We start from the raw sequence: 12,478 nt of genomic DNA, 5'->3' as shown, positions 1-12,478 counted from the left end.
CGGCGCCCCCTAGCGGGCGATGGTGTGGCTGGACGCCATCACGGCCAGGGTCGCCTGATCGGTCATGTCCAGATCCTCGCCGTTTTCCATGTGCAACAGTTCGGCCAGCTTGCGCCGCCCGCGATTGGCCCGCGATTTGACGGTGCCGATGGCCACGCCGGTCATATCGGCCGCTTCCTCGTAGGAAAAGCCCGAGGCGCCGACCAGGATCAGGGCCTCGCGCTGTTCGTCGGGCAGTTGCTGGAACGCCGCGCGGAAATCCTTTAACGCCAGACGCCCGTCATGGTCGGGGCGCGTGGCCTGGCGCGCGGCGTGGATGCCATCGCTGTCGCTGACCTCGCGCTTGGTCTTGCGGCGCGCGGAATAGAAGGTGTTGCGCAGGATCGTGAACAGCCAGGCCCGCAGGTTGGTGCCGGCCTGGAACTTGTCCATGTTGGTCCAGGCCTTGACGATGGTGTCCTGCACCAGATCATCGGCGCCAGCCCCTTCCCGCGTCAGCGACAGGGCAAAGGCCCGCAAGGCGGGCAGGTGGTCCACCAGCTGATCGCGCGGATCAATGGTCGTGGAAGTCTTCATTCTTTCACCGTCCACCGTCGCGGATCGTCGCTTTTGGAAATGGGTCACTTCTGCTCGCGCAGTTGTTCGAGAAGGGCAAGAAAACGGTCGGGAATTTCTTCGGTCGTGTCCTGTTCGAAGGCGCGACGCAAGTTTTCGTCAATCTGCTTCTCGACTGCCGCCTTGCGACGGTCATCTCGCTTCGGTGTCATTCTTTTGTTAGTCCCGGTAATCTTGTGCGCACGTTGACCAACCTGTAGGGGTTAGGACAGGTTCCGCACAATATGTGAAATTCGAAGGATCTGAAACATGTCGTCTGCCGACCTTGCCCAGTCCATCGGGCGCGAGCTGCCCTATCTGCGGCGATACGCGCGTGCGCTGACAGGCAGCCAGCGCGCCGGTGACAATTATGCCGCAGCCACCCTGGAAGCCATCCTGTCGGACCGATCCGTCCTGGACGCCGAGGAGGATATCCGCATCGGCCTGTTCCGCACCTTCCATGCGATCTGGCAAAGCTCGGGCCAGCCCATCGACGATGCCGATCGCACGGCGCGCGAAGCGCGGGCGCAGGATCACCTGCGGAGCCTGACCGCCAATTCCCGCGAGGCGCTGCTGCTGCGCACGATCGAGGAGTTGCGCTATGACCAGATCGGCCGGGTCATGCAGATCGACCAGGCCGAGGCCGAGGAACTGGTCCAGATCGCCCTGACCGAGATGAGCGCGAGCTTGCGCGGCAAGGTCATGGTGATCGAGGACGAGATGATCATCGCCATGGACCTGAAGGGCATCGTCCAGGCCATGGGCCACGAGGTGACGGGCGTGGCCCGGACCCATACCGCCGCCATCGAGCTGGCGGGCCAGTCGCGCCCTGACCTGATCCTGGCCGACATCCAGCTGGCCGACGGATCGTCGGGCATCGACGCGGTGAACGAATTGCTGCGCGATCTGGGCGACATCCCGGTGATCTTCATCACCGCCTTCCCGGAACGGCTGCTGACCGGCGAACGGCCCGAACCGGCCTTCCTGATCTCGAAACCTTATACCGAGGAACAGGTCCGTTCCGCCGTCAGCCAGGCGATGTTCTTTTCATCGACCGAAGGGCTGGACGCAGCCTGACCGGCCCACGACCAGGCAAGGGGCGGCGGGTCATTCCGCCGTCTTTTTCGCATCCGCCAGCAGCGATGCCCGCGCCTCGCGCGCGGCCCGGACGCGGCGGCGGCGGGCCAGTTCGACATTGATCAGCGCCCCCAGCAGCACCGAAAACCCTGCCAGATAGAACCACATCAGCAGCGCGACCACGGTGCCGATGGATCCGTAGATCCGGTTATAGCTGTTGAAGCTGCTGAGATAGGCCGAGAACGCGACCGAGGCCGCCGCCCACAGGATCGCCGCGAAGAACGCCCCCCAGGTAAAGACCGGGGTGCGCGGCGTCTTCACGTTGGGGCCATAGCGATACAGGATGCCGATTCCCAGCACCACCAGCAGGAACATCGCCCCCCAGGGCAGGCCCGCGACCAGCCAGCCGCGCACCTGCTCGAACACCTGGAAATTCAGAAGGATCGGCACGATCACGATGGTCGCCAGCCCGGCCAGCGAAATGCCCACGATGGCCAGGGTCAGCGCATAGGCCAGCACGAAGCCGAAGATCGTCGAATGGCCGCGCACCCCATAGGCGGCGTTCAGCCCCCCCACCACCGCCTCGACCCCGGCGCGGGCGGCGATGGTCGCGACCATGAAGGACACGAAGGAGGTCCAGCCGACCGAGGTGCGCCCGGTCGAGGTCAGCGACAGCACCTGTGCGTCGATCAGTTCCGCGGCGCCGTCCGGCAGGAATTCGTGGGCCACGTCCATATAGGTCATGATCACGTTCGGATCGAACCACAGGCTCCACAGCGCCAGGATCGCGGCAAGGCCCGGAAAGACGGCGAACATGGCGTAAAAGGCGACGCCCGCGGCGATCAGACCCATATGGATCTTGTCCATGCGTTCGAAAACGGCCGCCCAGAAGGACCAGATTTCTCGCAGCATCGGCACCGTCGTCCTTGTGTCAGCCCAAGGTCATGGCGTCACCGGCAGGCGGATCTGTCAACCGCCATAGCGCGCCCAGACCGCGCTTTCCCCCAGACGTGCGACAAATTCGGCATGGGCCGCGGCCTCGGCCGGGGTCAGGCGAGAAGGCAGCGGCGTGGGGCGGGGATTGCGCGGACCGCTGGCGCCCTGCGGCCCGGCGACTGCGCCGCCCTGCGCGGGCTGGTCCAGCACCAGGTCGGGCTGCCTGCCGCCGATCAGCTCCAGATAGACCTCGGCCAGAAGCTCACTGTCCAGAAGCGCCCCGTGGCGCTGCCGGTTCGAGTTGTCGACCCCGAAGCGGCGGCACAGCGCGTCCAGAGACGCCGGCGAGCCGGGGAATTTTTCCCGCGCCAAAGCCAGGGTGTCCAGGGCGCGCGACCAGGGCAGGGTGGGGCGGCCCAGGCGGCGCAGTTCGGCATTCAGGAATTTCATGTCGAAGCTGGCGTTATGGATGACCAGCCTGGAATCGTCGCCGATGAAATCCACGAAGCCCTGGGCGATCTCGGCGAATTTCGGCTTGTCGCGCAGGAAATCGTCGCCCAGGCCATGCACCTCGAAGGCGTCGGGGGGCATGGGGCGTTCGGGGTTGATATAGACGTGATAGGTCCGGCCGGTGGGCAGGTGGTTGAAAAGCTCGATCCCGCCGATTTCGACGATGCGGTCGTCCTTGTCCGCATCGAAGCCGGTCGTTTCGGTGTCCATCACGATCTCACGCACGGGCGGCGATCTCCTTCACGATATGGTCGACGGCACGGCGCGCGGCCTGGGGGCTGTCGGTCGGGATGATCCAGTCGGCCCGCGCTCGCTTGTCGGCATCCGGCATCTGCCGCGACAGGATCAGGGCCAGCAGATCGTCCGTCATGCCCGGCCGCGCCAGCACCCGCCGCCGCTGCGTGTCGGCATCGGTCGAGACCACCGCCACGCCGTCCATCAGAGCCTGATAGCCGTTTTCGTAAAGCAGCGGAATATCCAGAACGACCAGCGGCGCGTCGGCGTGACGGGCGATATACGCCTCGCGATCGGCCGCAGCGATGGGATGGACGATGGCCGACAGCCGGTCGAGGGCCGCCGGGTCGCCCGCGATCACGGCTTTCAGCGCCTCGCGGTCGATGCCGCCGTCCCGCAGCGCCGGCGGAAAGGCCGCCGCGACCGGCCCGACAGCCGCACCGCCCGGCGCATACAGGCGATGCACCGCCTGGTCGGCGTCCCAGACCGGGTGGCCCAGGTCGCGGAAGATCTGCGCCGTGGCGGATTTGCCCATGCCGATGCTGCCGGTCAGGCCCAGGCGGAAGGTCATTCCAGCACGATCCTGCGGGTTTCCTCGTCAACCTCGGGGCGGCGGCCGAACCAGCGTTCGAAACCCGGCGCCGCCTGGTGCAGCAGCATCCCCAGCCCGTCCACCACCCGGCAGCCGCGCGCCTGGGCATCCAGCAGGAAGGGCGTCATCAGCGGCGTATAGACCAGATCCGTGACCAGGGCGTCCGGCGACAGCGCGTCCAGCGGTACGCGCAGCGGCTGCTTCCCCTCCATCCCCAGTGAGGTCGCGTTGACCACGGTGGCCGCGCCTTCCAGCATGTTGCCCGCCTGCGCCCAGTCATAGACGACCAGCCGCGCGCCGAATTCCGCCTTGATCTGTTCAGAGCGGATCCGGGTGCGGTTGGTGATGCGCAATTCCCTGACGCCGCTGTCCAGAAGCGAAGCGACCACCGCCCGAGCCGCACCCCCCGCACCGATGACCGCAGCAGGCCCGGCATCGGGCTGCCAGTCGGGCGCGTTCTGGCGCAGGTTGGCGATGAAGCCATAGCCGTCGGTATTGTCGGCATGAATCTTGCCGTCAGGGCGGAAGATCAGCGTGTTCGCCGCCCCGATCAGCGCCGCCCGGTCGGTCACGGCATCGGCCAGGGTCAGCACGGCTTCCTTGTGCGGGATCGTCACGTTGATGCCGACGAAACCCAGACGGGGCAGGGCGCGCAGAACCTCGGCCAGGTGTTCGGGCATCACCGGCATGGGGATATAATGCCCCGCGATCCCGTAACGGCGCAGCCAATGGCCGTGCAGGCGCGGCGACCGGGAATGGGCGATGGGCATCCCGATCACTCCGGCAAGCGGGACATGGGCGGGTCGGCTGGGCTGATCGTCGGTCATGGCAGGCATCCCTTGGCTTGCCGTCCAGCCTAGGCCGCTATGCCAACGAAAAAAAGCATCCTGTCGCAAGGGGATGCGCAGTGTGGCCATCCTGCCTGTGGATAAGATCAGGGGGGAATCGGGTCGAATCATGGGGGCAGGACGGCACGCTTCGGACAGGGACGAAATCCGGGCGGGAACATCCCGCGAACGCGGGCGGCGCGTCCCCAGGTGCATAACTTCCCATCCCGCAGCCCCGGATCTGTGGAGAACGCTGCCGCGACCGCAGTCTCCACAGATTTATCCACATGGTACATCGCTGAAAAAAAAACTTGATTTTAATTTTTGCCGTAATCTTCCCGGAATTATCCACATCCCGAGGATCCGGGGACGAATCGCGGGATTTCCGCTTTATCCCGCTGTCCACAGGGCCTACATCAACATCATCCTTTATCTTTCTTTTCTATTTAAGAAGAAGAACGACGATGCTGGACGAGCTTTCGGTGATCTATCCCTATGCCAAGGCGTTTCACGTCATGGCGGTGATTTCCTGGATGGCGGGTCTGTTCTATCTGCCCCGTCTGTTCGTCTATCACGCCGAACGCGGTCAGGCGCCCGAACCCGCCGACAGCTTCATCATCATGGAACAGAAGCTGCTGCGACTGATCATGAACCCGGCGATGATCGCCACCTGGATCAGCGGGCTGGCCTTGGTGCTGACGCCGGGCATCGTCGACTGGTCGATGGTCTGGCCCTGGACCAAGGCGGCCTGCGTGCTGGGCATGACCTGGTTTCATATGTGGTGCGCCGGGCAACGGCGCGTCCTGCTGGCGGGGCAGGGCCAGCCCGGACGGCGTTATCGCATGATGAACGAGGTTCCGACGCTGCTGATGGTGGGGATCGTGCTGTCGGTGATCGTCAAGTTCTGACCGCCGCGATTGACTTTGGTGCCTTTGCTGTCTATGTGACGCGCAAGCCCGGCCGTCCGGCACGGGGATTCCCGATCCATATCCTGACCAGCCGTGCGGCGCTGCCGCGGGCGATTGCGGTGCCATCATGTCCGAAGAACGTCTGAACCTGTCCGAACTCAAGGCCAAAAGCCCGGCCGAGCTGCTGTCGCTGGCCGAGGAATGGGAGATCGAGAACGCCTCGACCATGCGCAAGGGCGAGATGATGTTCTCGATCCTCAAGGAACATGCCGAGGAAGGCTTCGACATCGGCGGCGACGGCGTGCTGGAGGTGGTTCAGGACGGTTTCGGCTTCCTGCGGTCGACCGCCGCGAACTATCTGCCCGGTCCCGACGACATCTATGTCAGCCCCGACATGATCCGCCAGCATTCGCTGCGCACCGGCGATACGGTGGAAGGCGTGATCCGCGCGCCCGGCGAGAACGAGCGTTACTTCGCCCTGACCAAGGTCGAGCGGATCAATTTTGAAGATCCTGAAAAGGCCCGTCACAAGGTGGCCTTCGACAACCTGACGCCGCTGTATCCGAACGAGCGGCTGAAGATGGAGATCGAGGATCCGACCCTGAAGGATCGCTCGGCCCGGATCATCGACCTGGTGGCGCCGATCGGCAAGGGCCAGCGGTCGCTGATCGTGGCGCCGCCGCGCACCGGCAAGACGGTGCTGCTGCAGAACATCGCCCATTCGATCGAACGCAACCATCCCGAATGCTATCTGATCGTGCTGCTGATCGACGAACGCCCCGAGGAAGTCACCGACATGCAGCGCTCGGTCAAGGGCGAGGTCGTGTCCTCGACCTTCGACGAACCGGCCAGCCGTCATGTTGCGGTGTCCGAAATGGTCATCGAGAAAGCCAAGCGCCTGGTCGAGCATAAACGAGATGTTGTGATTCTTCTGGATTCAATCACAAGACTTGGTAGGGCATTCAACACGGTCGTCCCCAGCTCTGGCAAGGTTCTGACCGGCGGCGTCGATGCGAATGCCTTGCAGCGGCCCAAACGGTTCTTCGGTGCCGCGCGTAATATCGAGGAAGGCGGATCGCTGACCATCATCGCGACCGCGCTGATCGACACGGGTTCGCGCATGGACGAGGTGATCTTCGAGGAATTCAAGGGCACCGGCAACAGCGAGATCGTGCTGGACCGCAAGGTGGCCGACAAGCGCGTCTTCCCGGCCATGGACATCCTGAAATCCGGTACGCGGAAGGAAGAATTGCTGGTCGATTCCAAGGACTTGCAGAAAACCTATCTGCTGCGCCGGATCCTCAACCCGATGGGCACGACCGACGCCATCGAGTTCCTGATCTCGAAGCTGAAGCAGACCAAGTCCAATTCGGAATTCTTCGATTCGATGAACGCCTGACGGGGCCGCTATGGATCTGATCTTTGCCGAAGCCACCCCGCCTGGGCGGGGTGGCGTTTCCATTATTCGCATCAGCGGTGATGGTGCGCGCTTGGCAGCTGAACGGCTGGCCGGTGTCCTTCCCTTGGCCCGCCAAGCCTATCTTCGCGATATTCGGGACGGCGACGACATTTTGGATCGGGCCTTGGTGATCTGGTTCGAGGCAGGACACAGCTTCACGGGCGAAGACGTGGCCGAGATTCACCTGCACGGCGCGCCGGTCATCGTTCGTCGCTTGGGCCAGATCCTGACATCTCAGGGCCTGCGTTTGGCCGAAGCCGGGGAATTCACGCGACGCGCTTTCCTGAACGGCAAGATGGATCTGTCCGAAGTCGAAGGTCTGGGCGATCTTCTGGCCGCTGAAACCGAATCGCAACGCCGCATGGCCCTGCGACTGAGCAATGGAGAATTGGCGCGCAAGGCGGATGGTTGGCGTTCCCTGCTGATCCGGGCAGGTGCCCTCGTGGAAAGCAGCGTGGATTTTGCCGACGAGGATGTTCCGGAAAACGTTCCACAGGAAGTTTTCGATCTGCTGGCGGAATTCCGGCAGGAACTGGACGAGCAAATCGACGGTTATGCCGCGGCGGAACGGATCCGCAGTGGTTTCGAAGTCGCGGTCATAGGTCCGCCGAACGCAGGAAAATCCAGCCTCATCAACCGTATAGCGCGCCGAGAGGTGGCCTTGGTTTCTGACATCGCGGGAACCACACGCGATATCATCGAACTGCGTCTGGATTTGCGGGGATTGGCTGTGACGTTGCTGGACACGGCCGGACTGCGACATGCTCAGGACAGGATCGAGAGCCTGGGGATAGATCGTGCCCGAGAACGTGCAGCGGCAGCAGATCTGAGGATCCATCTTTCGCCGACAGGGGAAGTGGACGAGTCCTTGTGGCAGCACGGCGATCTGAAAGTGGTCAGCAAGGTGGATTTGGGTGATAGATCCTCTGATTTAGCAGTGTCCTCGGTGACGGGGGAAGGAATCGACAGCTTGCTGGAGTATTTGTTCACCGTCCTGTCTGTCCGAACGGCGGATGCCGGCCTGGTAAGTCATCAACGGCAGCTTGGCGCCTTGATCGAAGCGCGGGAATCTGCAAGCGAAGTGGATGGCCTGCCAGCGGAACTGCTGGCCGAGGCGATCCGTCGTGCGGCCAGTTCACTGGATCGTTTGCTTGGCAGAATCGGCGCGGAAGATTATCTGGATGTCATCTTCTCTTCGTTTTGCATCGGGAAATAGGTGTTCCACGTGAAACAATACGACGTGATCGTGGTGGGCGCGGGCCATGCGGGAATCGAAGCTGCCTCGGCTGCGGCGCGTCTGGGTGCCCGAACTGCGCTTGTGACGATGAGGCGGGACGACATCGGAACCTTGTCTTGCAATCCCGCTATTGGGGGGTTGGGCAAGGGGCACCTGGTTCGGGAAGTGGACGCTTTGGACGGCCTGATGGGACGAATTGCGGATCAGGCGGGTATCCAGTTCCGCCTTTTGAACCGCAAGAAAGGTCCGGCTGTCCAAGGGCCTCGCGCACAGATGGATCGTGCCTTGTACCGGAACGCGGCCTTCAGGACCTTGTCGAAGCAGGATAATTTGACGCTTCTATTTTCGGAAGTGGCTTCGCTGATCGGAACCGACCACGATGTAACAGGGGTCGAACTGAGCGACGGGACAGTTGTGTCTTCGGCTGCCGTGGTCTTGACGACCGGAACCTTTCTAAACGGCGTTATCCATATCGGAGACGTTAGCCGTCCAGCGGGACGTTTTGGGGATCAGGCATCCAACCGTCTTGCAGATTCGCTGTTGCGTTATGATCTTCCCTTGGGACGGCTGAAGACCGGAACGCCGCCGCGACTGGACGGACGGACGATCAACTGGGATATCCTGGAAGCTCAGCCCGGAGATGATAAACCGACGCTGTTTTCATATCTGAGCCGTCACGTTCAATCGCCACAGGTAAGCTGCGGCATCACGCATACAAATTTCAACACTCACGATATCATTCGCCGGAACTTGTCCCGTTCCGCGATGTATGGCGGACATATCTCGGGACGCGGGCCGCGCTATTGTCCCTCGATCGAAGACAAGGTGGTGCGTTTCGCGGATAAGGAATCGCACCAGATCTTTCTGGAGCCGGAAGGTTTGAATGATCGCACCGTTTATCCCAACGGAATCTCCACTTCGCTTCCGGCCGAGGTTCAACTGGAATACGTTAGATCGATTAAAGGGCTGGAAAACGCCGCTATCCTTCAACCCGGATATGCCGTCGAATACGATTATGTCGATCCGCGCGCCTTGAGGCAGACGCTGGGTCTGAGGAACGTCAGCGGGCTTTATCTTGCGGGCCAGATCAACGGCACCACCGGCTACGAAGAGGCGGCGGCGCAAGGCTTGGTCGCGGGTCTGAACGCGGCGCTGGCGGCGCTTGATCGTGACCAGGTCACTTTCAGCCGGACCGACAGCTATATCGGGGTCATGATCGACGATCTTACAACGCGCGGAGTGACCGAGCCGTATCGCATGTTCACCTCTCGGGCAGAGTTTCGCCTGACCTTGCGGGCAGACAATGCCGATCAACGATTGACTCCTTTGGGCCTGAGGCTGGGCTGCGTCGGCGCCGAGAGAGGTGTGGCTTTCGAAGAACGACAGGGCCGGTATGTCGCGGCACGGCAGGAATTGGAAGCCGCGAGCTACAGCCCCAGCGCCTTGAACAAGGCGGGCATTGCGGTTCGGCAGGATGGTCAATCGCGGACGATTTTCGGCCTGCTTGGGCAGACCGATATCCCCCTCGCGCAGTTGATGGATTTGTATCCTGCCTTGAGCAGCATCAGAGCAGAGACATTGCAGCAGATCCGGAATGACGCGCTCTATCATCAGTATACTGAACGTCAGGCCCGAGATGCAGAAATGCTCCGAAACGATGAAGCGATCTCTCTGCCTCTGGATTTTGATTACGGTCAGTTATCCGGTCTGTCAGGAGAATTGACCGCCAAGCTGATGGCCGCTCAGCCGGCAACCTTGGCGGCGGCTGCCAAGATCGAGGGAATGACACCTGCTGCGCTGACGTTGTTGCTTACCGTCACACGAATGACCGGCAAACGCCGCGCATGAGTGTTTCACGTGAAACAACAGAGCGGCTGGAAATCTATTGTTCTTTGCTTCAACAATGGAATCCGCGCATAAACCTCGTCGCTCCCTCGACTCTGACGGATTTGCAGAACCGGCATATAGCCGACGCCCTGCAGCTTACCGATCTTGCCCAAGCTACAGAGGGATCCTGGGTTGATCTGGGAAGCGGCGGCGGATTGCCCGGCATGGTGATGGCTATTGCAAAGGCCGACACAAAGGTCGCGTTTACTCTGGTCGAAAGCGATCAGCGTAAGGCGGCCTTCTTGCGCACCGTCATTCGGCAGGCCGGCTTGCCCCGCGTCACGGTTCTGGCACAAAGGATCGAAGCTATTCCTCCGCTGAATGCCGCCTATGTCAGCGCCCGTGCCCTTGCTCCCCTTCCGCAGCTTATGGCATATCTGGACCTGCACCTTGCGCCGTCTGGGACAGCCTTTCTGATGAAAGGGCGGCAGTGGAAGACCGAAATCGAAGAGGCCAAGCGCGACTGGAGCTTCGATTATGTCGCCCATCCCAGTCGCACACAGGACGGTGCGGCGATATTGGAAGTTAGCGGGGTCAAACATGGCGCATAGCGTCGTCGCCATTGCAAACCAGAAGGGCGGGGTAGGAAAGACCACCACGGCCATCAATCTGGGCGCGGCCTTGGCCATGCAGGGGCATCGGGTCATCCTGATCGACCTGGATCCGCAGGGGAATGCCTCGACCGGCTTGGGGATCAATGTCGAGCAACGGGAAAAGACCGTCTATGACCTATTGGCGGGCCAAGATTCCTTGGCCGATTGCAGTATGGAAACCGATATCGCCAACCTCTCCATCGTACCCGCGACCTCGGATCTGTCCTCGGCCGATGTGGAATTGTCGCAGGTCAAGGACCGCACGCGCTTGCTGCGGCGGAAACTGGACCAGGCAGAGGCCGACAGCATCGTCCTGATAGACTGCCCTCCGGCCTTGGGGCTGTTGACAGTCAATGCGATGGTGGCGGCCGATGCCGTTCTGGTGCCGTTGCAAGCCGAATTCTACGCGCTGGAGGGCCTGTCCCAGCTGCTGTCGACTGTCAAGCATGTCCGGCAAAGCGGCAATCCGAATCTGCGGGTGAATGGCGTTTTGCTGACGATGTCCGATTACCGCAACAACCTGTCCCAGCAGGTCGAGGCGGATGCCCGTGCCACCTTGGGCGATCTGGTCTTTGAGACCGTCATTCCCCGCAATGTGCGCGTTTCGGAAGCGCCGTCCTTTGCGCAGCCGGTCCTGCTCTACGATCCCGCATCCAAGGGCAGCGCCGCCTATCGTCAATTCGCGGTCGAGTTCGCCGCGCGTCTGAAACTGGTCAAGGAGGAAGCCTGATGTCCGACAGTAAACTTGCCAAGCGCGGTTTGGGGCGCGGCTTGTCGGCGCTGATGGCCGATCTGGATCTGGACGGACCGGCGGATGCAAAGCCGGTGAAGGACCGCACCATGGTCCCCATCGAACAGATCACTGCCAATCCCGACCAGCCCCGACGCCATTTCGATCTTGCCGCCTTGCAGGAACTGGCGGATTCCCTGCGGCAGCGGGGTGTCTTGCAGCCGCTGATCGTGCGCAGCCATCCCAAAGGTGATGGGCTGTACCAGATCGTCGCTGGCGAACGCCGCTGGCGCGCCGCGCAGATGGCGCAGTTGCACGAACTGCCGGTCATCATCCGCGATCTGTCAGATACCGAGGTTCTGGAAGTCGCCATCATCGAGAACATTCAGCGCGCGGATCTGAATGCCATCGAGGAAGCCGCGTCCTTCCGGCAGTTGATGGACAAATTCGGCCATACCCAGGAAAAACTGGCCGAGGCGTTGAACAAAAGCCGCAGCCACATCGCCAACCTGCTGCGTCTGCTGACCTTGCCCGACCAGATCCAGGATTATGTGAAGGATGGAAAGCTTACGGCGGGCCATGCGCGCGCCCTGATCACGGCGGATAATCCCCTGGTTCTGGCTCGTCGGGTGATCGACAATGGTTTGTCCGTCCGCGAGACGGAAGATCTTGTGCGTCAGAAGGCAAAAACCACCACCAATGGTGAAAAGTCCCAAACAGGGCGGAAAGCGGACAAGGATGCCGACACGCGCGCCTTGGAAGCCGACCTGTCGGCCCAGTTGAAGATGTCCGTGACGATCAACCATGCATCGAATGGGGCAGGGGTCGTCAGCATCGGCTATCGAAACCTTGAAGACCTCGACCGCCTGTGTCAGATCCTGGGACGATAGACGC

14 protein-coding genes are annotated in these 12,478 nt (G+C 62.0%); 8 read left to right on the top strand and 6 right to left on the bottom strand.

The window, feature by feature from the left end; translation table 11 throughout:
• Window positions 1-9: 9 nt before the first annotated feature.
• Complete coding sequence (locus PARHAE_RS04800; RefSeq protein WP_126153470.1) at window positions 10-576, bottom strand: RNA polymerase sigma factor; 567 nt, start codon at window positions 574-576, stop codon at window positions 10-12.
• 44 nt (window positions 577-620) lie between these two features.
• A complete protein-coding gene (locus tag PARHAE_RS04795; protein WP_126153469.1) occupies window positions 621-767 on the bottom strand; it encodes a NepR family anti-sigma factor in 147 nt (48 codons plus the stop codon).
• A gap of 97 nt (window positions 768-864) precedes the next feature.
• Here PARHAE_RS04795 and PARHAE_RS04790 point away from each other — a divergent pair, with 97 nt between their 5' ends.
• Entirely contained in the window at window positions 865-1,671 is an 807-nt protein-coding gene (locus PARHAE_RS04790) for a response regulator (RefSeq protein ID WP_126153468.1), read from the top strand.
• A 30-nt stretch (window positions 1,672-1,701) separates the two neighbouring features.
• On the opposite strand, the gene PARHAE_RS04785 is transcribed toward PARHAE_RS04790, so the two are convergent.
• From PARHAE_RS04785 to PARHAE_RS04770, 4 genes are read right to left on the bottom strand one after another with little or no spacing between them, the layout of a single operon-like run.
• Window positions 1,702-2,583, bottom strand: coding sequence for a YihY/virulence factor BrkB family protein (locus PARHAE_RS04785; RefSeq protein WP_126153467.1), 882 nt, complete (start codon window positions 2,581-2,583; stop codon window positions 1,702-1,704).
• 57 nt (window positions 2,584-2,640) lie between these two features.
• The gene (dnaQ, locus tag PARHAE_RS04780; RefSeq protein ID WP_126153466.1) at window positions 2,641-3,342 is read right to left on the bottom strand and encodes a DNA polymerase III subunit epsilon; all 702 of its coding nucleotides are present in this window, start codon (window positions 3,340-3,342) and stop codon (window positions 2,641-2,643) included.
• Window positions 3,335-3,922 carry a dephospho-CoA kinase gene (coaE, locus tag PARHAE_RS04775; protein ID WP_126153465.1) on the bottom strand — a complete coding sequence of 196 codons (588 nt, stop codon included), beginning with the start codon at window positions 3,920-3,922 and terminating at the stop codon, window positions 3,335-3,337. Before coaE ends, dnaQ begins: the two co-directional genes overlap by 8 nt.
• Entirely contained in the window at window positions 3,919-4,770 is an 852-nt protein-coding gene (locus PARHAE_RS04770) for a shikimate dehydrogenase (RefSeq protein ID WP_126153464.1), read from the bottom strand. Before PARHAE_RS04770 ends, coaE begins: the two co-directional genes overlap by 4 nt.
• Before the next feature lie 464 nt (window positions 4,771-5,234).
• On the opposite strand from PARHAE_RS04770, the gene PARHAE_RS04765 reads away from it, so the two are divergent.
• The 7 genes from PARHAE_RS04765 (at window position 5,235) to PARHAE_RS04735 (ending at window position 12,474) form a co-directional block, all read left to right on the top strand.
• Window positions 5,235-5,678 carry a CopD family protein gene (locus PARHAE_RS04765; RefSeq protein ID WP_126153463.1) on the top strand — a complete coding sequence of 148 codons (444 nt, stop codon included), beginning with the start codon at window positions 5,235-5,237 and terminating at the stop codon, window positions 5,676-5,678.
• Between the two features lie 127 nt (window positions 5,679-5,805).
• Window positions 5,806-7,077, top strand: coding sequence for a transcription termination factor Rho (gene rho, locus PARHAE_RS04760; RefSeq protein ID WP_126153462.1), 1,272 nt, complete (start codon window positions 5,806-5,808; stop codon window positions 7,075-7,077).
• 10 nt (window positions 7,078-7,087) lie between these two features.
• Complete coding sequence (gene mnmE / locus PARHAE_RS04755) at window positions 7,088-8,353, top strand: tRNA uridine-5-carboxymethylaminomethyl(34) synthesis GTPase MnmE (protein WP_126153461.1); 1,266 nt, start codon at window positions 7,088-7,090, stop codon at window positions 8,351-8,353.
• 9 nt (window positions 8,354-8,362) lie between these two features.
• Window positions 8,363-10,222 carry a tRNA uridine-5-carboxymethylaminomethyl(34) synthesis enzyme MnmG gene (gene mnmG, locus PARHAE_RS04750; protein WP_126153460.1) on the top strand — a complete coding sequence of 620 codons (1,860 nt, stop codon included), beginning with the start codon at window positions 8,363-8,365 and terminating at the stop codon, window positions 10,220-10,222.
• Window positions 10,219-10,812 (top strand): 16S rRNA (guanine(527)-N(7))-methyltransferase RsmG, encoded by a 594-nt coding sequence (gene rsmG, locus PARHAE_RS04745; protein WP_126153459.1) that lies wholly within the window; start codon window positions 10,219-10,221, stop codon window positions 10,810-10,812. Before mnmG ends, rsmG begins: the two co-directional genes overlap by 4 nt.
• Window positions 10,802-11,584 carry a ParA family protein gene (locus PARHAE_RS04740; RefSeq protein ID WP_126153458.1) on the top strand — a complete coding sequence of 261 codons (783 nt, stop codon included), beginning with the start codon at window positions 10,802-10,804 and terminating at the stop codon, window positions 11,582-11,584. Before rsmG ends, PARHAE_RS04740 begins: the two co-directional genes overlap by 11 nt.
• Complete coding sequence (locus PARHAE_RS04735; RefSeq protein ID WP_126153457.1) at window positions 11,584-12,474, top strand: ParB/RepB/Spo0J family partition protein; 891 nt, start codon at window positions 11,584-11,586, stop codon at window positions 12,472-12,474. The genes PARHAE_RS04740 and PARHAE_RS04735 overlap by 1 nt, the downstream gene beginning before the upstream one ends.
• Window positions 12,475-12,478 lie beyond the last annotated feature (4 nt).

This window comes from Paracoccus haematequi (genome assembly GCF_900631945.1).
Lineage (GTDB): Bacteria > Pseudomonadota > Alphaproteobacteria > Rhodobacterales > Rhodobacteraceae > Paracoccus > Paracoccus haematequi_A.
The sequence above is the reverse complement of the archived record's forward strand: the minus strand, read 5'-3'. Positions and strand labels throughout refer to the sequence as shown.